Origin of the sequence: Photobacterium chitinilyticum (assembly GCF_004104355.1) — a bacterium.
Taxonomy (GTDB): Bacteria; Pseudomonadota; Gammaproteobacteria; order Enterobacterales; family Vibrionaceae; genus Photobacterium; species Photobacterium chitinilyticum.
Window position 1 is genome coordinate 276184 of record NZ_RJLM01000001.1, and the last position, 23864, is coordinate 300047.

Annotated in this window: 22 protein-coding genes; 5 read left to right on the forward strand and 17 right to left on the reverse strand. The window is 46.5% G+C overall.

Annotated features, from left to right (window positions below; translation table 11 throughout):
- Nucleotides 1-59 precede the first annotated feature (59 nt).
- The gene (gene sodB / locus EDI28_RS01280; RefSeq protein ID WP_128782030.1) at nt 60-644 is read right to left on the reverse strand and encodes a superoxide dismutase [Fe]; all 585 of its coding nucleotides are present in this window, start codon (nt 642-644) and stop codon (nt 60-62) included.
- A 372-nt stretch (nt 645-1016) separates the two neighbouring features.
- Between sodB and EDI28_RS01285 the strand changes: the two genes are divergently transcribed.
- Nucleotides 1017-1358 carry a Grx4 family monothiol glutaredoxin gene (locus tag EDI28_RS01285; protein WP_128782031.1) on the forward strand — a complete coding sequence of 114 codons (342 nt, stop codon included), beginning with the start codon at nt 1017-1019 and terminating at the stop codon, nt 1356-1358.
- 394 nt (nt 1359-1752) lie between these two features.
- On the opposite strand, the gene EDI28_RS01290 is transcribed toward EDI28_RS01285, so the two are convergent.
- Both EDI28_RS01290 and EDI28_RS01295 read right to left on the reverse strand, forming a co-directional pair.
- Nucleotides 1753-3078, reverse strand: coding sequence for a response regulator (locus EDI28_RS01290; protein WP_128782032.1), 1326 nt, complete (start codon nt 3076-3078; stop codon nt 1753-1755).
- A gap of 188 nt (nt 3079-3266) precedes the next feature.
- The gene (locus EDI28_RS01295; RefSeq protein WP_128782033.1) at nt 3267-4589 is read right to left on the reverse strand and encodes a Na+/H+ antiporter family protein; all 1323 of its coding nucleotides are present in this window, start codon (nt 4587-4589) and stop codon (nt 3267-3269) included.
- 302 nt (nt 4590-4891) lie between these two features.
- Between EDI28_RS01295 and EDI28_RS01300 the strand changes: the two genes are divergently transcribed.
- Complete coding sequence (locus EDI28_RS01300) at nt 4892-5497, forward strand: peroxiredoxin C (RefSeq protein ID WP_128782034.1); 606 nt, start codon at nt 4892-4894, stop codon at nt 5495-5497.
- An 81-nt stretch (nt 5498-5578) separates the two neighbouring features.
- Here the strand turns inward: EDI28_RS01300 and EDI28_RS01305 are convergent, their stop codons facing one another.
- From EDI28_RS01305 to rnt, 3 genes are all read right to left on the reverse strand, one after another.
- Nucleotides 5579-8059: a VolA/Pla-1 family phospholipase gene (locus EDI28_RS01305; protein WP_128782035.1), complete on the reverse strand. Its 2481-nt coding sequence runs from the start codon at nt 8057-8059 to the stop codon at nt 5579-5581.
- Between the two features lie 51 nt (nt 8060-8110).
- Nucleotides 8111-9355 (reverse strand): outer membrane protein transport protein, encoded by a 1245-nt coding sequence (locus EDI28_RS01310; protein WP_128782036.1) that lies wholly within the window; start codon nt 9353-9355, stop codon nt 8111-8113.
- A 602-nt stretch (nt 9356-9957) separates the two neighbouring features.
- On the reverse strand, nt 9958-10629 hold the full coding sequence (gene rnt / locus EDI28_RS01315; RefSeq protein WP_128782037.1) for a ribonuclease T: 672 nt from the start codon (nt 10627-10629) through the stop codon (nt 9958-9960).
- Between the two features lie 148 nt (nt 10630-10777).
- Between rnt and motY the strand changes: the two genes are divergently transcribed.
- Nucleotides 10778-11668, forward strand: coding sequence for a flagellar protein MotY (motY, locus tag EDI28_RS01320; protein ID WP_128782038.1), 891 nt, complete (start codon nt 10778-10780; stop codon nt 11666-11668).
- A gap of 103 nt (nt 11669-11771) precedes the next feature.
- On the opposite strand, the gene EDI28_RS01325 is transcribed toward motY, so the two are convergent.
- Entirely contained in the window at nt 11772-12215 is a 444-nt protein-coding gene (locus EDI28_RS01325) for a DUF2753 domain-containing protein (protein WP_128782039.1), read from the reverse strand.
- A 14-nt stretch (nt 12216-12229) separates the two neighbouring features.
- Nucleotides 12230-12844, reverse strand: coding sequence for a superoxide dismutase (locus tag EDI28_RS01330; RefSeq protein WP_128782040.1), 615 nt, complete (start codon nt 12842-12844; stop codon nt 12230-12232).
- Nucleotides 12845-13011: 167 nt separating this feature from the next.
- Between EDI28_RS01330 and EDI28_RS01335 the strand changes: the two genes are divergently transcribed.
- Entirely contained in the window at nt 13012-13344 is a 333-nt protein-coding gene (locus EDI28_RS01335; RefSeq protein WP_233353244.1) for a hypothetical protein, read from the forward strand.
- A 71-nt stretch (nt 13345-13415) separates the two neighbouring features.
- Here EDI28_RS01335 and gloA read toward each other — a convergent pair whose 3' ends face one another.
- From gloA to rsxA, 9 genes are all read right to left on the reverse strand, one after another.
- Nucleotides 13416-13808 carry a lactoylglutathione lyase gene (gloA, locus tag EDI28_RS01340; RefSeq protein WP_128782041.1) on the reverse strand — a complete coding sequence of 131 codons (393 nt, stop codon included), beginning with the start codon at nt 13806-13808 and terminating at the stop codon, nt 13416-13418.
- Between the two features lie 75 nt (nt 13809-13883).
- Entirely contained in the window at nt 13884-15518 is a 1635-nt protein-coding gene (locus EDI28_RS01345; protein ID WP_164918454.1) for a methyl-accepting chemotaxis protein, read from the reverse strand.
- Nucleotides 15519-15752: 234 nt separating this feature from the next.
- Nucleotides 15753-16394 (reverse strand): endonuclease III, encoded by a 642-nt coding sequence (gene nth, locus EDI28_RS01350; RefSeq protein WP_128782043.1) that lies wholly within the window; start codon nt 16392-16394, stop codon nt 15753-15755.
- A 118-nt stretch (nt 16395-16512) separates the two neighbouring features.
- Complete coding sequence (locus EDI28_RS01355) at nt 16513-17211, reverse strand: electron transport complex subunit E (protein WP_128782044.1); 699 nt, start codon at nt 17209-17211, stop codon at nt 16513-16515.
- Nucleotides 17208-17843 (reverse strand): electron transport complex subunit RsxG, encoded by a 636-nt coding sequence (rsxG, locus tag EDI28_RS01360; protein ID WP_128782045.1) that lies wholly within the window; start codon nt 17841-17843, stop codon nt 17208-17210. Before rsxG ends, EDI28_RS01355 begins: the two co-directional genes overlap by 4 nt.
- An 8-nt stretch (nt 17844-17851) precedes the next feature.
- On the reverse strand, nt 17852-18901 hold the full coding sequence (gene rsxD / locus EDI28_RS01365; protein ID WP_128782046.1) for an electron transport complex subunit RsxD: 1050 nt from the start codon (nt 18899-18901) through the stop codon (nt 17852-17854).
- 2 nt (nt 18902-18903) lie between these two features.
- Complete coding sequence (gene rsxC / locus EDI28_RS01370) at nt 18904-21315, reverse strand: electron transport complex subunit RsxC (RefSeq protein ID WP_128782047.1); 2412 nt, start codon at nt 21313-21315, stop codon at nt 18904-18906.
- Nucleotides 21316-21317: 2 nt separating this feature from the next.
- Nucleotides 21318-21899 (reverse strand): electron transport complex subunit RsxB, encoded by a 582-nt coding sequence (gene rsxB / locus EDI28_RS01375; protein WP_128782048.1) that lies wholly within the window; start codon nt 21897-21899, stop codon nt 21318-21320.
- Nucleotide 21900: 1 nt separating this feature from the next.
- A complete protein-coding gene (gene rsxA / locus EDI28_RS01380) occupies nt 21901-22482 on the reverse strand; it encodes an electron transport complex subunit RsxA (protein WP_128782049.1) in 582 nt (193 codons plus the stop codon).
- 414 nt (nt 22483-22896) lie between these two features.
- Here rsxA and pepE point away from each other — a divergent pair, with 414 nt between their 5' ends.
- Complete coding sequence (pepE, locus tag EDI28_RS01385) at nt 22897-23634, forward strand: dipeptidase PepE (protein ID WP_128782050.1); 738 nt, start codon at nt 22897-22899, stop codon at nt 23632-23634.
- Nucleotides 23635-23864 lie beyond the last annotated feature (230 nt).

Genomic DNA, 23864 nt, shown 5'->3' on the forward strand with positions numbered 1-23864 from the left:
CATCAATAAAAACGCCTGCAATTGAATTGCAGGCGTTTTTATTTAAATCGATGCAAGAATTAAGCAGCTAGGTTTTTCGCTACGAATTCCCAGTTAACCAGTGCCCAGAATGCGCTCATGTAGTCAGGGCGTAGGTTACGGTAGTCGATGTAGTAAGCGTGCTCCCATAGATCTACAGTAAGCAGCGGAGTAACGCCTTCATCTGTAAGAGGAGTTGCTGCGTTAGATGTGTTTACGATGTCTAGAGAGCCATCTGCTTTCTTAACAAGCCAAGTCCAAGAAGAGCCAAAGTTGTTGATTGCTGAGTCTGTGAACTTCGCTTTGAATTCTTCGAAAGAACCGAATGCTTTCACAATTGCGTCTGCAACTTCACCTGTAGGTTCACCGCCTGCGTTAGGGCTTAGGCAGTGCCAGTAGAAAGTGTGGTTCCAGATTTGAGCTGCATTGTTAAATACGCCACCAGTAGAAGTCTTGATGATTTCTTCCAGAGACTTCTCAGCGAGCTCTGTACCTTCAACCAGGCCGTTTAGCTTAACAACATAGGTGTTGTGGTGCTTGCCGTGGTGGTATTCAAGCGTTTCCTGAGAGATGTGCGGCTCAAGAGCATTAATTGCGTACGGTAGAGCTGGTAGTTGAAATGCCATTGCTCGGTTCTCCATTTTGATTTTTGGGGACAAGCCCCCGACATTGCTTCCAGTAGACTTCGGGTCTACTTATTGTTTTGAAACTGACTGATATCAATCATATTACGCCACTATACTCACTGGCATGGTGGCAGAATGTGACTGCTGAGGTATTTTAGCAAGTTTTTACTTTATTAAAACCCCCTGTCCAATAAAAAATAGCACCTCGTCGAGGGATCTGCAGTGAAACTTAGCTAAATTATACGCCCGGATAATTGTGCACTTTGTATTAAAAATACCCATACAGATATTAGGCGTTTTTTTCCTCGGCATGACAAAGTAGAATGATGTCTGTGAAACTCAACTTATAAATAAGTGTCGCAAGAGGAAGCTATGGAAACTATCGACAAGATTAAGCAACAGATTGCTGAAAACTCAATTCTGTTATACATGAAGGGGTCACCAAAACTGCCTAGCTGTGGTTTTTCATCTCAGGCATCTCAGGCGCTAATGGCGTGTGGTGAGAAGTTTGCTTATGTCGATATTCTGCAAAATCCAGATATCCGTGCAGAACTTCCTACCTATGCACAGTGGCCGACGTTCCCTCAATTATGGATTGAAGGCGAGTTGGTTGGCGGTTGTGACATTATCCTTGAGATGTTCCAGAAAGGCGAACTGCAGCCACTGATCAAAGAAGCGGCTGAGCGTCGTGACGGTGAAGCGGCTGCGGAGTAATCTCTCCAGTCCGGCTAGCACTAACATTACTAAGGGCCCCGACTAGAGTCGGGGCTTTTTATTATGAGTTACTTTTGGTTGACATAGTAGGTTGAAAGGTTGGTGGTACCGGCATTATCGAACGTAGCGACTAAACGTTGCGGTTTTATGTCCCGGATGTGCCTGCCTGTTGTCAGTTGTTGTGTCTTTGGTAGCAAGAGGAGAACTCTTCTTGGTGATGTAGATGTGGTGATGTATATGTAGGGAGGAAAGCTAAAACAACAGGCAATGATAATGCGCCTGCCTAGTGGTAGATTAGTTTAGTTATCATTACTCACATCCTTGTAAGGCGTTGTTTTATAAGTGAATACCTTGTAATCCTTGGTTTGTGACACTGCCTTATAAAAAAGAGCCTTTAGCTTGTCACCGTTAGCGAGGGCGTATCGATTTTAACCAGAACCTTCAGGGCCAGGGACTGTAACCGAGAGAGAGAACTGGCTGCTGCCGGTGTATTGGTGCTATCAAGTTGTTGTTTCATCTGGCTGAGTTCTTCGTTTAGCTCAAGATCACGATAACCTATACAAATAAGAAAGCCGGTTTCAAAATCAGTAATGTCATTCTCGGGGATCTGGGCTAATAGCTCAGCAGCCAACGCTGTATTTCCTATCTGCGCCAAGCGTAGCGCCTGAAGAGCTTTTTGGATCGCTTTAGAGGTTAGGCTACTTTCGTTTCCTCTGCTGATCCGGTGCCACACGGTATCTGCACGCCAGTTTTGCAAGGCGTTTTTATCTGTATTGCACATGTCAGCATAGATGGATAAACCCCGTTGGCCTGGTGTGTCCCACATGGAGTGAGGCAGTAGGTTTGCAACCTGTAACAAGTGCGGGATGGCTTTTTCAAAATTATTACCGGCAATATGCAGCCATGCGATGTTGAGAGTCTGTTCGACGCTACTGTTATGCAATTGCAATGCGCGTTGAATAGTTTGTTCGGCGTCAGGCCACCGTTCTGCTTCAATACAGATTTCCGTTTTGAGGTTTAAAAGGCGAACATTAAACTTGTTCTCTTCAATTAACATATTGATCTGCTGAAGTGCTGTCTTGTATTGCTGTTTATTCAGTAATATCTCAACCTGTTTGATTCTTGCCGGTAGGTGATTATGTAGTTGGAGCAAGCCAGACAGCATCGCCTGGGCTTCATCGTATTGCTGGTTTTTACAAAGCAGATTGGCAATATGAATGATGCCGCTCTTCAGTGCCATGGTATCTGGCGCACTGGCAAAGAGTGGTTTGACTTCAGCTAGACCTTTCTTATTGAAAGCCTGCTCAAGGCGTTGGCAGAACTCACGTCTTAACAGTCCGGAAGAAACACGCTTAATGATATCGTCTGAACGGATAGGCTTGATCAGGTAACCGTCGGGCTCGAGTTGGGAGTAGCCGAGGAAAACATCCTGGCTGTCATTGCCGGTAACAATGTAAACCAGCGTCTGTTGTTTGAGAATGTCCTTGTAACGTAAATATTCGAGTAGGTGCAATCCGGTACTGCCCGTCCCAAGGTTATGGTCGATAAGCAGAATATCGAATTTTTGTTTGTTACAGGCTGCAATTGCTCCCTTGGCGCTGGCAGTACTAATTATATTATTCATCGGTACTCCGAGATTCATGAGCAATGCACGGGTAGCACTTTGAATTATGTTACTGTCATCGACGATCAAGTAAGTGGATTGAGCAAGTATTTCCATATAGGAGCTCCATCACGAAAAAACATGTATCCGTATGAATCAACTATAGTTTAGAAAAAATAGCATATGAAATATATTGGTTATGTTTTGCGCTAATTAACAGAAGTGAATGTAACTGATACGAAACAAAAAAAGACCGCATTCGCGGTCTTTTATTATTGCATCTAATATGGTGCGTATTACTTACACTACAGAATCATAGAGGCTAACCAGCCGAAGGCAATCAGAGGCAGATTGTAGTGGATGAAAGTCGGCACGACCGTTTCCCAAACGTGTTCATGCTGACCGTCGGCATTCAGACCTGCCGTTGGACCCAGTGTTGAGTCTGACGCCGGAGAACCCGCATCGCCCAGAGCTGCTGCAGTACCGACGAGCGCGACAGTCGCCAGTGGCGAGAAGCCGAAAGTCAGGCAAAGCGGAACATAGATAGTTGCCAGAATTGGGATCGTCGAAAATGAAGAGCCAATCCCCATGGTGACCAGCAGGCCGACAACCAGCATCAGTAGCGCAGCCAATGGTTTGTTATCGCCAATGACATCAGCCAAAGAGCTAACCAGTGTTTCAACACCGCCAGTAGCCTTCATTACCGAGGCGAAGCCCGCCGCCGCGATCATGATGAAGCCAATCATTGCCATCATGTGAACACCTTTGGTGAACACATCATGGGTCTCTTTCCATTTGATCACGCCGCCAAATGTGAACACCATGAAGCCAATCAGGCCGCCGATAATCATGGAGCCACTGTATAGCTGGGCACCTAGAGCAGCAACAATCGCACCGATGGCAATATAGACATGCTGCATGTTGATTTCAGCATGCTCTGGCTCGTTGGCAAGGATCTTCTCTTCAGAGTACTCACGAGGTTTGCGGTAGCTAAAGAAAGTAGCAACAAGTAGGCCGAAAATCATTCCAAGGGCAGGCAATAGCATTGCATACGGAACCTGACCAGCCGTTACATCCAGGCCGTTGTCATGTAAGTTTTTCAGCAAGATATTGTTGAGGAAAATACCGCCAAAGCCGACAGGCAGAACCATATACGGTGTTACCAGACCGAATGTCAGTACACAGGCAATCAGGCGACGATCCAGTTTCAATTTTGCAAATACATGCAGCAGGGGTGGGATCACAATTGGAATAAACGCGATATGAACCGGGATTGCGTTCTGAGAAGATATGGCAAGAAGCACTAAAATGATAAGAACGGAATATTTCACACCTGTTGCAGTCGCTGCGTTTTCATGGCCGCTAATACGTTTAATCACTTTTTGCGCCAGTACATCAGTGATGCCTGAACGTGAAATTGCGACGGCAAACGTACCGAGCATGGCATAGCTCAGGGCGGTAGTGGCACCGCCACCTAAACCGCCTTCAAATGCGGAAACGGTTTCTGCCAGGGGCATCCCGCCGATAAGGCCACCTATAATGGCACTGAAGGTAAGCGCAACGACAACATTGACCCGCATTAAAGCAAGGACAAGCATGACGCATACCGAAATAACTACTGGGTTCATAAAACTAAGATCCATCCGTTGTGTTATGGCATATGTGTAAAGTTATTATTATTTTTGGCTGTTTCGCTCAAAAACATTCAGTTTGCTGAAATTTTACGACATGTCGAGAAAAATTTGATGCTGGCAAGGTATTTTATTTTTTCTGCCCGGTGTCTCAGCCTTGTCGCAAAGCTGTGCCTATACTGTTCCTGCAATGAACACTATGTATAACCGTTAGCGATAACAATATGTTAGCGCTGATTATCGAACGCAATGCCTTGCCTGTCATCACTTGGTAGGGGATTCACTAAATGGAGTTTGTTATGAGTGTACTAGTAGGCCGTCCTGCCCCTGACTTTACTGCTGCAGCAGTTCTCGGCAATGGCGAAATCGTCGAGCAGTTTAATTTGAAACAGCACACGCAGGGGAAAGCGGCGGTTATTTTCTTCTATCCGCTGGATTTTACCTTTGTTTGTCCCTCTGAGCTGATTGCTTTCGACAAGCGTTTTGCTGACTTCCAAGCCAAAGGTGTGGAGGTGATCGGAGTTTCGATTGATTCACAGTTCTCTCATAACGCATGGCGCAATACGGCGGTGGAAGATGGCGGTATTGGCCCGGTTCAGTATCCTTTGGTTGCCGATACCAAACATGAGATCTGCAAGGCGTATGATGTGGAGCATCCTGAAGCCGGTGTGGCATTCCGTGGTTCATTCCTGATTGACAAAGAAGGTATGGTTCGCCACCAAGTGGTGAATGATTTGCCGTTGGGCCGTAATATCGATGAAATGCTGCGAATGGTTGATGCGCTTCAGTTCCATGAAAAGAACGGTGAAGTGTGCCCGGCGCAGTGGGAAAAAGGCAAGGAAGGAATGGATGCGTCACCGCAAGGGGTGGCGAAGTACCTGTCTGAGCATACCGATGATCTGTAAGTAACTTACAGGCGATTTTTGATCGCTATTGGATAAAGGAAAGGCTAGCCGGATGGCTAGCCTTTTTGTTTTTGGTCCAAGTTAGAAACCAAATTGCTTAGTTGAGGATTCTGGTAAGGTTGCCGAAAGAACTGAGTTGTTATTCGGGACCGTTAGGCTTGTACCGTCACCATTGGCCATGCTGGCAATGTGATCTTGCATTTCGCCGGTTGCATTGTCTGCACCAGAATCATCACGATCTTGCTTCTGGCTGTTATGAACACCTTCCGTGAAGTAGGTAACATGTTTGACCAAAGACAATACATTGCTATTGGTGACCGTCAGGTTTAGTAGGCTTTCGTCGGCCAATGGCAAGGTTCCGCCAAATTTTGAGTAAGGCTTTTTGATTGTTGTGCCAGGGACTGTACTCCCGAACGTAAGTTGATTTGGAATTGTGTTGTCGTCCTTCACCATTGATAGGTAGACCGGCAGCCCGCTGCTGATCTGCGGAGCATGGTTGAGAGGATCAATGGTATCCAGAATCGTTTGTGCGGCATAGGCAAAGTCACTGAAGTTTTTATATACCTCGGTTAGGGTTGCAATGGATGTGGGATCACCATTACCAATCAGAGCCGCTTCATAATTTCCATAACAGGTTTTATAGTCCCAACCCTTTGCACTACAAAATGCTTTGAAGCTAGGCTTGGCCCCTGCCAGCAGGTTGCCTTTTACAAAGTTGCCGAAGTTTCCGGACTCCAAAAGAAGATATGGAATACCGGCGCCCGGGTTGGCAAGTGCCAGTTTGTTGATATTAAAGAACAGCGCATCATTTTGCTGGTCTGCAGCAGATGTGCCGAGTGGGCGGTTGGCAACGTTGCCTAAAGCAACCCCGGTCATTGCACCTAAAGAGTGGCCGATGTAACTGACGCCTTTGTCTGGGTTTAGCCAGCCAAATGTTCCCATCGCACCCGCATTTCCTTGCTTAATGGAGGCAAATAATCTGCCGATAGCAACACGAAGGTTGATTTGGTCCATGACGCTCTGGCGCAGGTTGTCTCGTCCTACCGGTAATGTTTCAAGGTTTAGGAAGATTTCAGGCTTGGTCGATGCTGTAATCGTACCTGCTCCTGGAATTGTTACGCCACGTGTACCATGTAAAGGCAGGTCAATCGCAAAGATTGCGTTACAGGTGCTGTCGATGATGGTATCTGGCAATGAACTGGTTTTCAGCTCTTCTTTGCTTGCCGTGATCCCGTGCTGGTATATGCTGACGGTGTTTTTTTCATTCGCTTGGCAACCGCTGGCAGCCGGTGGCAGGACTAAGGTGTACTCAACTTCCTGCACTGATTTGAGTTTTGGTACCGGGCTGTAGCGTGTTATTAGGCGATCGCTATCAAGCTGGTTTCCGTCGGACAGGGTGATCGTCTTTCCTGTTAACAGAGGAAGGACTTTTAGCTGCACAGCCGGATCGGAGCCTACATTTTCAAGGTCGTCCTGGGTGATGCCCCAGGTTGTCAGCTTCTGCATTACGATGGCTTTGTCAGCGCTGCTTGCCGTTTCGTCTCCCAGCAGGTTCTTGATGGCAGCCAAGCTTGGCATGCCGCTTTGCCACGGAGTGGTCGAGAACTTGTCAGCCGCTGTTTCGAGGAAGTAAGGCAGATATACTTTTCCGGTATAGACTTCGTTCGTTCCACCGACAGTATTCCCCGCTGATGTAGGGGGGGTCATTGTATAAAGCTTGGCTAAATCTGTCGCGGAGACATCACCGATTGCGGACCCCTGCCATACACTCGCTGCACCGTTTTTCAATGCAAGCGCTGTTGCGGCTTTTCCTGCAAACAGAACGTCACCCGCCGAGGCGGTAGTAAACCAGCTGGTAAAGATGATCTTGTTTTTATCAATCCCGGCTACTGCAAACGTTGCCTCACTAGCATGGGTTAGATCCTGTGCTGGTTCGAGTTCTTTGACTGGCGCTTTTGTCGTTGATTTCAAAACGGCATAGCTGTTAGTCATACCGACTTCGTTGCCTTTGATATCTTTTAAATCAGAGGTGACAGCAAATTGATATTGGCTAGCCGGTTTTAATGGCTTGGTCAGCAATACAGTCAAGGTTTTTCCTGAGGCAAAAACTTTGAAATCACCGTTAGCCTGGGTCAGTCGCTTGGGGGGTATGCTGGCATAATCTTTGGATGTCGGATCGCCAGTTTCTAGCAAGTAAAATCCATCAGCGGCGGTTGCGCTGTCCAAATCATTGCCGGTAAAGTCGATGATTATTGGTTGGTTGGTACTCCAACCGTCGGTCTTACCCATAGTCACAAGCGGATCGGACCATTTAGTCGGATCTTTTGCTAATTTTTCGGTGGCTAGGGTTCCATCGTTTTTATCCATGGCCAGGTAGGTCGGTTTGATTACAACCGGAGCACTTGGATTGGAAATTAAGTCAAATTTGATCTTAGTTTCTGCTTTCAGGCTCTTTTCGATGATTGGATCAATTGTTGGTTTGCCTGTAACTTCTCCTTCGTTACCGCAGCCATATAAGCCAATACTTGATGCAATGAGTATCGCTAGAATATTCTTTTTCATGTTATATCCCTATCTTCAAATCATATTGCAGCTTTGTGGGGCTACAGAGTCCTAGAATTTATAATTGATTTGCGCGGCGCTGATAATTGCACCACCGGAAGAGGTGAATGAGGTACCATCTTCCACAAAGGTGGTTTCTTTACCGTCTAGATAGGTCAGGGCAACATCAAATGACATGCTTTTGCTGTAGGCATAGGTAGCTCCTGCTGAGTACCAGTAACGGTCTGTATCAGGAATACTTAGGGTTGATTTGCCTGCTTGCTCGTCGAAGGCAAAACCGGCACGAAGGGTCCATTCCGGATTGAGGGTGTAGGTTGCCCCGATTGAGTAACGGGCATTATCGTCATAATCTTCTTCTTTCAGAAGGCAAACACCGGCTTGTCCATTATAGCCAGGGTTACATTGGTCTCCGGTACCTCGCAGTTCTTCAAATTTGCTGTATTGAATCCACTGAATACTATAGTGAACAGCCCATTGGTTATTCAGAGCGTGGTAGCCGGAGAATTCTGCAATAGCGGGTAGAACAACAGAAAGGTCACCGGGAACCGTATTATTGGCTGTACCGGTAATGAGGCCAGTGTAATCGGTAAAATCGCCCTCAAAATCCAGGTCAACCTGCGAGCGATAGCTCAGCCCGAAACGATGGTTGTCATTGATTTCATAGAGTGCGCCGATGTTCCAGCCCCAGCCTGTGGTATCCCCTTCCATTTTCATACTTTGATCACTAGGTTCACCACCTGCAACGGTAGCGAGTGACCCCAAAAAGCGCGTAAGCTCGGCATCGCCGTAGACGAGGCTGACACCACCGCCGATGCTGAAATTTTCATTAATGCGGTAGGCAATATTGGGGTTGAAGTTCAGTGTTATCAGCGAGGTCTCACCGGCAGCGGAGCCTGCGTTAAAATCTGCCGGGTATTCAGTTGCAACACCGTAGCTGGTAAACAGTGCCAGCCCGACCGCGAAGCGATCGTTGACGGGATGAATATAATAACCTGCGGGTACTAAAGCTAGAGGTGCGACATCTTTTGCCGTTTGACCGAAATCATTGTCTCTAACTTCGATATTAGGATCGACAATGGTTAATCCACCAGACAACTCAGCGGTTTTAAAAAGGGTCATTGCGGCAGGGTTGCGAGCTAATACTGACGCATTATCTGCGACAGCTGCTTCCCCTGAGAACGCTCTGCCTAAGCCAGAAGCAGAATGTTCGTTTACCTGAAAGCCAGCAGCGTTGACATTGATAGACATTAATGCCGCGGTTACGGCAACGGCGGTTAGTGTTATTTTTCTGGACATTATTATATTTGCCTCTCTGATCTTTGCTTCTTGTTCTTGTTCTTCATTCCATGAAGGAAAAACAAATAAGTGAGATACGGTTCCACGCCGAGTCAGATAAAACAGGCTCTATGTTTAACGCGTTCAGAACAAGGCATGTTGCTCTGGCATGTTGGTTTTGTGTTGTTATGACACAGGGTGATTATGCGCACGCGAGAATTCCTTCATAGAATCAATCTGAAACGATATGAAACAGTATTAATCAGTATAAGGATGAAAAATAAAAATGTTAACCCGTTGTAACACGTTGTTTTTGTGGAAAATCGACAATCGAATGGTATGCAATATAATTATGTTTTAAACGTATGTTTTAAATAAAATGGCCGTTTAGAAACATGATTCTAAAAGCCCAGCATAACTGGGTCCATAGGAGGTCTGATGAGTTTTGCGTGTTTAATTTTTGAGACACTGTGTTTTTTTCTGTTTGAGGTTCAGAAAGTGGTTATTTGTCTAATGTTTTCATTTGTTAACAGTCTCACAAAAATAAATTGAGCGTTTGGAAACATCACTCTAAAACCCCACAGGGTGCGGGGCTTTAAGTGGTCCGATGAGTTCGGCGTGTTTTAATTTTGAGGTTCTTCACTATTTTCAGTTTGAGGTTCGAAAAGTGGCCATCCACCTAATTTCTTCCATTTGTTAACAATCTCGCAAAATAGTTCTGCAGTTCGTTCGGTGTCGTAGAGAGCGGAGTGCGCTTCTTTGTTATCAAATGGAATTCCGGCTGTGCTACAGGCCTTGGCCAACACCGTTTGTCCGAATGCCAAACCACTCAAAGCCGCCGTGTCGAATGTTGCAAATGGGTGGAAGGGATTGCGTTTTAGCTTGGCTCGTTCAGAGGCGGCCATAACAAAGCTGTGATCAAAATTTGCATTGTGAGCGACCATGATCGCACGGGAACAGCCTGCGGCTTTTTGTTCCTTACGGATTTGCTTATAGATCTCTTTCAGTGCCGTCTCTTCAGATACAGCCCCTCGGAGCGGACTGAACGGATCACGGATGCCGTTGAACTCCAATGCTTCTTTGTGAATCACGGCACCTTCAAACGGCACCACATGATAATGGATAGTAGAAGCAGGCTTTAACCAGCCTTCTTCATCCATTTGCAGGGTGACTGCGCAGATCTCGAGCAGGGCATCTGTTTTGGCGTTAAAGCCAGCAGTTTCAACATCAATGACGACGGGAAAGTAGCCGCGAAAGCGACTTTTTAAGGTGTTTAGTTCGTTATCTTGGCTCATAGCACTGTGGTTGATAAAAATGAAGAGCGCATTATGTCAGATTCATAACTGGAGCTAAACCCTAATTCACAACACGGCAGGTGACTAAAGATTTTTCTGTCAGATCCGATACAATAGTCAGCATTACGATTGAGCCGGTGGTAGGAATATGGGCAAAACAACAACATTATTGTGCTTGGCAGGGGCATTGCTGGCCGTTGCGACAGCAAGTAGCCCTGTTATGGCAAATAAGCAATATGTGGCCACGCCAGCGCAATCGAGCTGGAAAGTTGCCGTTGATACGCCATTGGAATGTAGAATGCTCCATTCAATTCCAAACTTTGGCGAAGCGCAGTTTACCTCCCGTGCGAGCAAGAAAATCAATCTTGATTTTGAGCTTAAAATGCGCCGGCCAATGGGGGAAACGCGAAATGTGAGCTTAGTGTCGATGCCGCCGCGCTGGATGCCGGGTGATGCGGCCGAGCCGATCACCAAAATTACATTCTTCAAACAATTTGATGGCTATATCGGTGGGCAGATGGCTTGGGCAATGTTGGCTGAGCTTGAAAGCGGACGCTACCCGACATTGAGCTACCAGGATTGGCAACATCGAAATAAGCGAATAGAAGTCGGGCTTTCTGCTGTTGCGTTCCAGTCACCTTATCAGCAATTTAGTCAGTGCCTTGATAATTTGCTGCCATACAGTTTTGACGATATCGCCTTTACCATTCTGCATTATGATCAGGATAGTGACGAGCTGAATAAATCATCACGCCAGCGTTTGGCTCAGATCACAGACTTTGTTCGCTATAGCGATGATGTCGATTTAGTGCTTGTGGCGACATATACCGATTCTCGGGGAGGGAAGAACGTGAACCAGGCTCTGTCGGAGCGGCGGGCCAAGAAGCTGGAAGCGTACTTTATGGAAATGGGACTGCCAAAAAACCGGATTCAGGTTGAGGCTTATGGTAAGCGCCGTCCTATTGCCGATAATTCAACGCCTATCGGGCGTAACCAAAACCGTCGTGTTGTGATTTCGTTAGGTCGAACAATTATCTAGCACGTAAGTGAGTATTCTTTGACGGTGACAAGAACAAAAAGCGAGATATCGATGGTATCTCGCTTTTTGTTTTTGAGTCTCCGACTTATGAGTCGTTCTGCGATCAATGAAGGCGGAACTTGGCGATCAGCTCGCATTGGTTACTGTCACTGATATGTTCGAGTTGCCGTGCAACCGCTGGGTTAGGATGGCGTTTTAGAAACGAGACCAAGGCCGATTTACAGCATCCCAATGTATCAACAAATGCATCACACTCTTTACGCGGGCATTGTGGAATAAGTGCCATCACTTGTTCTGAGGCGAGCTGCAAGTACTTCAGTTCATATTCGTTGTCCCCAGCCTTGCGCCAAAATGAAGCCAAATTGTGGCAAGACGTGATTTTGATAGTCAATAAGTCCTCTAGCTCTTCACGTGTTCCGAGAACGGGCTCTAACTGCTGTGACTCAGCCAAAGCCAGTTGGTAGTGGATCACAGACATCATTGGCTTATTACTCTCCTCGGCTTCTGCTGCCAACAAGGTATGTCGCTCCCAGCGTGATACATTCATGATTATTCCCTTAGTTACTGCTGCTGTAATGCCTCGATAAAATGTAATTCGATTTGTTGCCAGTCGACAACATGCCACCAGGCTTCAATATAGTCAGGGCGTTTATTTTGGTAACTGATGTAGTAAGCGTGTTCCCAGACATCAAGCGCTAATATGGGTTCACCACGGTTGTCGGCGACATCCATCAGAGGGTTGTCTTGATTGCTGGTAGAGGATATTTCTAGCCGACCATCATTGACGGAAAGCCAGATAAAACCTGAGCCAAAGTGGTTGGCAGCGGCATCGGAAAAAGCAGCTTTGAAATGTGCAAAACTGCCGAAGTGGCAGTTAATGGCTTCTGCTAGCAGGCCGCCAGGCTGTCCGCCTCCATTGGGCGACATACACAGCCAGTAAAGGTTGTGGTTAAAAAAACCACCCCCGTGATTTCTGACTGCCGGTGATTGTTGGGACACAGTGGCAAAAATATCATGCAGGGATTGTTGTTCGAGCGCGGTATTGGCAATCGCAGTCATAAACTTGTCGAAATAGGTTTTATGATGGCGGCTATGGTGTATCTCCATTGTTTTGGCGTCAATATATGGCTCGAGTGCATGGTAGGAGTAAGGGAGTTCAGGAAAATTGAATGACATGATCGTTCTCTCTTAGTTTTTATTTATCTTAATGAGAATCAATACCATTATCAACCTTGTGTTTTGTGGTGCTACTCGCCTTTCTTATTTTTGGAACTGAAGTAACTACCGAAAGAGCTAAATTGAGAGGGGAATATAAAAATACATATTAAGAAAAGGCGGTGGTTATGAAGAAGCTTTTGTTGATACTAATGTTCGGTTCCGGCTTAGTTTTTGCCGATGATTCGGTAATAGGCAGCGAAGCAAGTAAAGTCGAGAAAGATTTAGCCAGTGAGGTTGCCGCGAAGCAGATCTCGCAAGATCAAGCTGATGAGATGGAACTCAATCGTGCAGACACTTATGAAGTGACCAGCACGGTAAGTGTTGAAAATCTAGAGCTGCTAATTGCTGAGAGGTTGAAAGACAGCGTGATGCCTTTCTATTCAATTGAGTTTAATGATCCGAATAAAGACAATGAATATCGCGCCACTGTTACGGAATATTTCGGTAAAGTAGAGTAGTTGCTACTGGGGTCTGTGTAAGCAAAGCCTGATACAGGCTTTGCTTACAGTGATAGCTGAACTAATGAAAGTTAACCGCGCTGGATCAGCTCGATTTTATACCCATCCGGATCGGTTACGAATGCAATGTGTGTTGTTCCGCCTTTTACTGGGCCAGGCTCCCGGGTAACGTTGCCCCCAGCTGTTTTAATGGCATCGCAGGTTGCGTAGATGTCCGCAACCCCAATAGCTATATGGCCAAAAGCATTTCCCATTTCATAGTCTGTGGTGCCCCAATTATAGGTTAGCTCGATGACAGCTCCTTCTGATTCATCGCCATAGCCAACAAAAGCAAGCGTATATTGATAGGCCTCATTGTCATGTTTGCGAAGTAGCTGCATGCCCATGATATCGGTATAAAACTGAATAGAGCGATCGAGATCGCCTACGCGCAACATAGTATGAAGAATGCGTCCGTTTGCCATAGTGCCTCCGGTGGTACGTAATTATAGTCAGGGTGGGTATTATAATAGAGCATTGTTAATGGTGATCAATTGCGTTTAGATTTTGAAGCGCTCTAAATGCTGTTTCATGATTTGCATCTGCCCCTGAGAATTATCGGCAGTATTTGCCGAAGCTATGGCTTGCTCTAAAGACCCTAGGGTCATCTCTGAGATACGTTGTGTATTGGCATTTATCTCATCACTTACAGTATGTTGTTGGTTGGCGGCGGTCGCTATCTGTTCATTGCTCTCTTTGATCTTTTCAATCACAGTTACTAGGTGCTGGAAGGCATCCTTTGTTTTATGTGCCTCATTGAGCGTTATCTCTGATGACGATTGGCTGGATGCCATTTTATCGACTGCTTGCGAAGCCGACAGTTGAAGGCTGTGTAGCATCGATTCAATTTCACGGGTGCTAGCTTGTGTTTTAGAAGCTAGGCATCTAACTTCATCAGCAACAACCGCAAATCCGCGACCCTGTTCTCCAGCACGAGCAGATTCAATCGCGGCATTCAGAGCTAACAAATTGGTTTGTTCTGCTATGGTCCGAATAACATCAATCACATGATTTATACCGGAGATGTCATTTTCTAATTGCTTGACCATTGAAGATGTTTCGTTTATATCCAGTTCAAGTTTGGTAATCGCATTGAATGTCAGGTTAATCGCATTATTGCCGAGACTTGTCTGTACTTGTGCTTGTTCTGAATACATTTTGGCATCTTGTGCTTGGGTTGTGACATCTTGAGCGGAGTTGGTAAATTCCTGAACGGATAACACCACACTCTGAGTTTCATTCTGCTGAACTGTCATTAAAGTATTGGTCTGATGTGCCTGATGTTGTAGTTCAATCAGATTTGCTGAAACTTGTTTGCTTTCATCTACAACACTTTTTAAAGTGTGATGAAGCGAATCAATAAAATAATCAAAAGTATGACAAAGTTGGCCCAGTTCATCGTTATCAGTTACGGCAAGGCGAACTGTCAGGTCACCATTACCTTTTGTTAGATCAACTACTTGATTGCTCAATAGCTTGATACGCTTGCTGAGGTAACGAGCGATGCCTACGGCGGTTAAAATAACGATGAAAGCGGTTAAGACGCCAATTAGCAGAATATAATAATAAGATTGAGCGGATTCTGTCGCTGACTGCGATAGTAGCACCTGCTCTGAGTCTAATAGCTCTCTGTGAACAGTTTTTGCTGAAGAAATCGTGGTATCCAGAGTCTGGTTAATTCGATCAATTCTTTGTTGGTATACTTCTTCAGACAGTTCATGAGGAGTATTCATGATGATGTCCATCTCATGCTTTAATTGTTCAATATTACGAAGTGTTGCTTCTATAACATTAATTGAGATAGAGGTTCCAGGGATCGCAGCGACTTCTTTTGCGAATCCAATACGGGGGGCCGCTTTGAAAATATTGCTATCGTAGTTTTCCTTCGCTTTTTGTCTCTGCTTATCTGAAGAGGCTAAGACATAGCTTTTCATTGCATCCATAGCCTGAAAGATATCTTTGTTTCCATCTTCATGGCGGAGTAGTGCTGGACTTATTTTTTCAAAGATAAATCCGGTAATTTGGTTTTGTTGTTCGATCTGTCTGGTGCTGATAAAACTCCCAAGCAGAATAAGCAGAGAAATTACGAGGCTAGGAAAAAGTAAGCGCTGGGAAATTGATAAGTTAATGAACATAATATTACCACTAAAGCTCATCTACGCTGAAGGTAGAACAAGAAAAGAAAGATATCAGGCCCAAATTGTATTACTTATGCGCGTGGTTTTATATGTGGTGTGCGTGCGGTGGATTATATTGTGCGACAATTGCCTCGTAATTCACTCATAAGTTGATTTGATGTGTCATTTTGAACGCATAATCAAATTAATGGCTTCAAATTGACAGCCGTTAATTTGATTTGTTAGGCAGTGTTATTCGTCTGGATAAACTTTATCTTTGTATTCACAAAGATCTTCAATAATACAGCTGCCACAACGGGGTTTGCGGGCAACACAGGTATAGCGGCCGTGTAGGATCAGCCAGTGGTGCACATCGACCTTGAACTCTTTAGGGACGACCTTCAGTAGTTTCTGTTCGACCTGATCAACATTCTTGCCCATCGCGAGCTTGGTTCGGTTTGATACACGAAAGATATGGGTATCGACAGCAATGGTCGGCCAGCCGAAGGCGGTATTGAGGACGACATTTGCCGTTTTGCGGCCGACACCAGGTAGAGCTTCTAAGGCTTCTCTATTTTCAGGTACTTCCCCACCATGCTGTTCAAGTAGGATTCTGCACGTTTTGATGACGTTTTCAGCCTTGGAGTTAAACAGGCCGATGGTTTTGATATATTCTTTGACCCCTTCAACACCTAGATTAAATATCGCTTGAGGAGTATTGGCTACCGGGTAGAGTTTGTCTGTTGCTTTGTTGACGCTGACATCCGTTGCCTGGGCAGATAGAAGTACAGCGATAAGCAGTTCGAAAGGAGAGCTCCAGTGTAGTTCGGTTTCTGGGTGGGGATTTTCAGTTCGCAGGCGTTCAAGTATCTGAACGCGTTTTTCATTGTTCATTTTGCTTCCTAATAATTCTTGGCTGATACCGCAGCGAGTTATCCATCTGGTGTAGGGCCAGAAACAGGTTGAGCTGCCTGTTAATGAATAAAGCTAACTGCGGTTTATTATTGTGTTTTTAATTTGCCGAGGTTACCCGAGCACGTTCAATCGCCGGCTTGGCTTGTGCATCAGCCGTTTTCTGCTCGCGTTTTTTATCAATAACATTTTTGAGTGCGATGATGAACCCTACGCCGATAAAGGCGCCGGGTGGCAACATGGCCAGCAAGAAGTTGCTGTCGAAGCTGAAGACTTCGATACGCAATGATGCCGCCCAGTCTCCAAGCAGACGATCTGCACCATCGAATAAGGTACCATTGCCCAAGATTTCACGCATTGCGCCAAGCACAACTAGCGTTGAAGTTAATCCCATGCCCATCCACAATCCATCCCATACCGCGGGGATCGGATCGTTTTTAGAGGCAAAAGATTCAGCTCGACCAATAATGATGCAATTGGTCACAATCAGAGGAATGAAGATCCCCAGTGATTGATAGAGTCCGTAGGTGAAGGCGTTCATCAATAGCTGGACACAGGTAACCAGTGCCGCAATGATCATAACGAAAACCGGGATCCGGACTTCCGATGGTACCCATTGGCGTACCAAAGAGACGATTAGGTTGGAGCCGATCAGCACCGCAGTTGTTGCAAGCCCAAGACCGAGGGCATTGGTTACGGTTGCCGATACTGCCAAAAGAGGGCAAAGCCCCAGTAGTTGAACGATAGCCGGGTTGTTGGTCCACAGGCCATTTTTCATCAGTTCTTTATTCATGCTCATGAGTTGCCCTGACAATTCAGAGGTTGATTAAATAGTTCTTGCTGGTGGCGCTGGTAATACAGCGACACATTTTTTACAGCACCGACTACAGCGCGCGGAGTAATGGTTGCCCCGGTAAATTGGTCAAAGTTGCCACCGTCTTTGCGTACAGCCCAGTTGGCATCTTTCTCTCCCTGGAGTTTTTTGCCGGTAAAGCTGTATATCCAGTCGGTTATTCGAGTATCTATCTTATCGCCGAGTCCGGGGGTTTCATTGTGACTTAGTACGCGCACGCCAGTGACAACACCTGAGGTATCAAGGCCGACAATCACCTTAATTGCGCCGTTGTAACCGCCGGGAGCAATAGCTTCAATGGCGACACCTGAAACCTTGCCTTCTTTCTTTGCCAGATACGCAGGCATAGGCGCTGGTGTTCCGAGGTATTGCTCGCTGGTAATAAGCGTACAGCTTTTATAAAGCTCGTTGTCATGGCTTTCAGCCGGTATAACCTGGTTCAGAACTTTAAGAAGTTCTTTTTGTTGCTGTTCCTGAATTTTTCCGGCAGTCAGCAAGTGTGTGACAGACACAAGTAGCGTAGCAAGCAAAGCAAATACTGCCAGCACTCCGCTGTTTTTTTTCATTGCAATCAGCATGCTTGCTCCTATGAATGGCCGTATGTTCGTGGACGTGTGTAATAGTCGATTAAAGGTACACACATATTTGCCAGCAAGACGCTGAATGCGACACCGTCAGGGAAGCCTCCCCAGGTGCGGATTAGATAAACGAGTATGCCTATTAATGCACCAAAGATTAGGCGTCCTTTAACTGTGGTCGATGCTGATACCGGATCGGTTGCAATGAAGAATGCTCCTAGCATGGTCGCGCCGGAGAACAGGTGGATGATAGGTGAAGCCGTCCCGTCAGGGTTGAACAGGAAGACGATGGTACTTATCACAAACAGTGAACCCAGCATGCTTGCAGGAATTTGCCATTGAATTATGCGCATTTTCAGCAGTAATAAGCCTCCAAGCAGGAAGCCTGCATTTACCCATTCCCAGCCTACACCGGCAATTATTCCAAAAATCGGATTCGTTAGCGTTTCGGTTGTGGTATGACCGGTTGTCAGTGATGTTTTCAAGGTATCCAATGGCGTAGCCATGGTAACCCCGTCAACGGACATACGTAGTTGGTGAACACTGAAACCGTCCTGGGTAAAGCCGGTAAAGACGGTGTATAGGCTATCAAGCAGTGAAACAGGTTCGGCTATGATCGACGATGGCGGCAGCCATGTGGTCATTTGTACCGGAAATGAAATCAGCAGGACAACATACGCTACCATCGCCGGGTTGAAAAGGTTCTGCCCAAGACCGCCGTATAAGTGCTTGGCGATGACAATAGCAAAGACAACCCCGATCACCGTGATCCACCAAGGCGCTAAGGGCGGAATTGAAATCCCGACTAAAATACCGGTAAGCAGGGCACTGTTATCACGTAGATAAGGGAATGCCGGGCGCTTACGTAATGTCAGTATCGCGGCTTCAGAAGCAATCGCGACAGTAGAAGCCAGAATAACCTGGATCAGCACACCCCAGCCAAAGAAAAACCATTGGGCGGCAATACCAAAAGCCGAGCAGAGAATGACAGTCCGCATGATATCGCTGGTACTGCGTCGGCTATGTGTATGGGGGGAACTGGCAATATTAAAAGCCACGGTTAGTTTTCCTCGCTATTCTGTTGTGTATCTTTTGCTGCCTGTTGGGCAGCTTTACGAGCCTTGGCACGAGTAACGGCGGCAGCGACAGCGGCTTTCTTCGGATCAACGTTTTCCTCAGTTGCCGTATTAGCTGGTTTGTCCTGAGCTTTATCAACTGTTGTTTGCTCGGATGCCTGAGCAGCCTTGCGAGCCTTGGCACGAGCAACGGCAGCAGCGACAGCGGCTTTCTTCGGATCAACGTTTTCCTCAGTTGCCGTATTGGCTGGTTCGTCCTGAGCTTGAACAGCTGTTTGCTCGGATGCCTGAGCAGCCTTGCGAGCTTTGGCTCGAGCAACGGCAGCAGCGACAGCGGCTTTCTTTGGATCAACGTTTTCCTCAGCTGCCGTATTGGCTGGTTCGTCCTGAGCTTGAACAGCTGTTTGCTCGGATGCCTGAGCAGCCTTGCGAGCTTTGGCTCGAGCAACGGCCGCAGCGACTGCGGCTTTCTTCGGATCAACGTCTTCCTCAGTTGCCGTATTGGCTGGTTTGTCCTGAGTTTTATCAACTGTTGTTTGCTCGGATGCCTGAGCAGCCTTGCGAGCCTTGGCTCGAGCAATGGCAGCAGCGACAGCGGCTTTCTTCGGATCAACGTTTTTCTTGGCATCACCACTCGCGCTTTGCTCGGTTAGAACCGCTGAACTTTCTGCTTGCTTAGCTGCTTTGCGTTCACGGGCCTGACGCTTGCGCTCTTCGCGAAGTTTTGCCATCTCAGTATTGTCAGGGACTGATTCTTGGCTGGTATCGGATTGAGCAGCCGCTTGTTTAGCTTTCGCTCGGGCGATAGCAGCAGCAACAGCTGGCTTCTTGCTTGTCTCGGCCTCTGTGTTGGTAGTAGCAGCCTGCTTGGCTTTTACACGTGCAATAGCGGCTGCCACGGCATCATCACCACCAGAGGAGGACATCTCTTTGCGGCGATCATCGGCGGCTTTCTTAAAGCGGCTTTCACGTTCAGCCTTGTCTCGTTCCAAACGTGCCTTTTTGGCCTCAAAGCGTTGTTTGGCTCGTTCAGCATTAATTTCATCTTGCTTGCGAAGACGGATTTCAGCTTTGGCCTGGCGATAGTATTGAACTAACGGGATTTCACTTGGGCAGACATAGGCACAGGCACCACATTCAATACAGTCAAACAGGTTGTATTCTTCACACTTGGCAAAATCCTGATCTTTTGCGTACCACTGTAGCTGTTGCGGCAGCAGTGATACCGGGCATGCTTCAGCACACGCCGTACAGCGGATACAGGACATTTCATGGTTGGTCGGCGATATTTCCTTGCGTGTCGGGGCCAGAATACAGTTGGCGATTTTGGTGATCGGAACATCACAATGAGGCAGGGTAAAGCCCATCATCGGGCCACCCATGATCACACGAGGTAGCTTTTTATCGGCTTTATAGCCAAAACGCTCCAGTAGAAAGTTGACAGGTGTTCCTAGTAAAGCCCAGGTGTTACCTGGCTGTTTGAACGTTTGGCCCGTAACGGTAACGACACGCTGGATCAGCGGTTCTCCGTCGATAACGGCACGTTTAATCGCATGCGTTGTTCCGACATTGTGCATCATAATGCCAATATCAGCAGGTATCCCTTTTGCCGGGACCTCTTTGCCCGTCAGAACCTTGATTAATTGTTTCTCGCCACCAGAAGGATACTTAGTCGGAATGGCTCGAATAACGATACCGTCCTCCTTAGAAATGCAGCGCTGCAGCGCTTCGATGGCTTCTGGCTTGTTATCCTCAATACCGATGATAGTGAGTTTAGGGGCAAGAATATGGTTTAGGATCCGAATACCTTCTACGACATCAAGTGCGTTGTCCTGCATCAGCCTGTCATCGGCTGTGATATAAGGCTCGCACTCCGCAGCATTGATGATCAGGACGTCTGTTTTTCCCAAACCACTTTGCAGTTTTCGCCCGGTAGGAAAGCCAGCTCCCCCCATGCCCGAGATCCCGTGCAGGCGGATATGATCAATAAGATCCGCCGGCTCGGTATGACGATAATCTGTGATAGTCGTTTTCCTACCCCAGCAATCATTGCCGTCGGGCTCAATAATAATACAGAGATCGGATAAGCCGGAAGGATGGGCGATAGTATGAGGTTTAACGGCTTTGATAGTACCCGATGTCGGTGCATGGATAGGTACGCTCATTGCAACGTCAGCATGTGTCAGTACCTGGCCTTTGAGCACCTTATCTCCGGCAGATACCAGCATATCGCCCACCGCACCAATGTGCTGTTTCAGGGGCAATATTAGCTCAGATGGGAGCTGGGCCTCGGCGATTTTCGAATGGCTGGATAGGGTTTTCTGCTCTGGTGGATGAATTCCACCCGGGAAATCCCACAGCTGACCCTGTTTAATTTGTTCGATGATTGTCAGCATGGTTACTCTACCTTGTTGGCGATAGTATCTGTTGGAATATTGACGACGGGGATTTGGTTGAGCTCCCACTTCCAGCTTTCCGGGGTCATTTCTACCGGGACCATTTCGATACAGTCGGTCGGACAAGGCGCGACACAGAGATCGCAACCGGTACATTCATCTTTAATAACAGTATGTAAGGCTTTGGTGCCACCGACGATAGCATCAACAGGGCATGCCTGGATGCATTTGGTACAGCCGATGCACATATCTTCATGGATAAATGCAACTTTTTTCAGGCCTTTGTCGTCGTCATGAACCGAATCCTGAACATCTACCCCCATAAGATCAGCCAGTTTCTCTATTGTTTGCTGGCCGCCAGGAGGGCATTTGTTAATATCATCACCGTTTGCAATGGCTTCCGCGTAGGGGCGGCAGCCAGGATAGCCACATTGACCACATTGGGTTTGTGGCAAAATGCTTTCGATTTGCTCGACGATTGGATCGGCTTCGACTTTGAAGCGAATAGAGGCAAAGCCAAGCACAAGGCCAAAAATCGCGGCAAGGACTGCGATTGCAATAACTGCAATTAAAATTCCGCTCATTTTAAAGTTTCACCAATCCAGTAAAGCCCATAAAGGCAAGAGACATCAGGCCGGCGGTGATCATGGCGATAGACGCTCCTTTAAATGGACTAGGAACATCTGCTGCTGCGATACGCTCACGCATAGACGCAAATAGTACCAATACCAAAGAAAAGCCAACTGCAGCACCGAAGCCATAAATTACGGATTCAATGAAGTTGTGTCGTTCGTTGATGTTAAGGAGTGCAACACCTAAAACCGCACAGTTAGTCGTGATCAGTGGCAGGAATATTCCCAGTAGACGATATAGAGTCGGGCTGGTTTTATGGACCACCATCTCGGTAAACTGAACCACGACAGCAATCACCAGGATAAAGCTGAGAGTTCTGAGGTATTGAATACCAAGAGGTACGAGAATATATGCCTCGACAAGATAGGCACACACCGATGCCAGGGTGAGTACAAACGTTGTTGCCAAACCCATGCCAATTGCTGTTTCCAGTTTCTTAGATACACCCATAAACGGGCATAAGCCTAAAAATTTTACCAGTACAAAGTTGTTAACCAACACTGTACCTACGAGTAGTAGTAGGTATTCAGTCATACCGTCTTAATTATAATTGCTCTAGAGATCTGCATATTATCTTCCTTTGCACAAGCTATAACAACTCCTGTCTTGCAGGGTTTTTTAAGATTGCTGATTTTTCCATCAGTTATTGCTTGATGATAAGGCGTCAAAGAGATAACAGCATCCACATGCTTCAGAATACCGAGTATTTGTTGAGCTTATGTATGACAATTGTGATTGCCTGTTGTATCCAGCTACTTGCGAATGTAATTGTGTTGTTTTTATTCTTTTGTCGATGAGCTGTATTTTGGGGATATATATTAAATAATTGCAGAACTGGCAGTTCTTTATATTGCCTATGTGCGCAAAATCAAAAATTAGCACCACTGGTTGGCAGTATGCTAGTGGCATTGGTACTGACAGTTATTGAATACTCGTAAGGATTTAAAGATGGATATTTTAATGTTGAGTAACGGCAAAATTGCCGGTAACGAACATGTGATGGGTTTTGCGAGTGAAGCGATTGTAGAGCAAGTAAAACGGACTGGCGCCAGGAATTGGGTTTTGATCCCTTACGCCGTTATTCGTTCAAGTCATGATGATCGGGTGGCAATGGTGCAACAGACATTTGATGCACTTGGACTTGACTGCCACGTGTCTGGCCTACATCAAGCTGATGATCCGGTTGCAGCACTAAAAGCTGCTGATGGTATTTTGGTTAGCGGCGGTAATACCTGGGTGTTGAACAAGACATTACACGATCTAGGTCTTGTGGGCCCAATACGTAAGGCGGTGCTTGACAGTGGTGTACCTTATATAGGATGGAGTGCCGGTACGAATATTACATGCCCGACTATCCGGACGACGAATGATATGCCGATTATTACCGGTGCTGTATTACCTTCTTTGAATTTGGTGCCGTTCCAAATTAATCCGCACTACTTGGAAGCGAAAGTTGAAGGCCATAACGGAGAAACCCGAGATGAGCGTATTCAAGAATTCCTGGAAGTGAACAAGCACGAACCTGTAGTGGGTATCCCTGAAGGGACCTGGCTTCACCTGCATGATGGGAAATTAAGCTACCACTGTGCAAATGGCAAAGATCTAAAACTCTTTAGCTATGACAGCGAGCCTGTTTACTACTCAGCACATCAAGATATTCAGTTCCTGATGGAACATAGCTGTTAGGCTGCGTTGTTAGATAGCACTTAGCATAAGATAACGGCAGACTTCGGTCTGCCGTTTTGATTTCGTCTAGCAGACATCAGTAGTCATTCCCTCCAAAACTGACATCTAAAATTACGAAGAAAATTCACTTGATTTTGGTCAGCCTATAGACTGCAAGGGTTTAGGAGACTTATCCACGGAAACTGTGGATAAGTATGTTGATGGATACTTGGGAAATCCTGCTTTGGCTA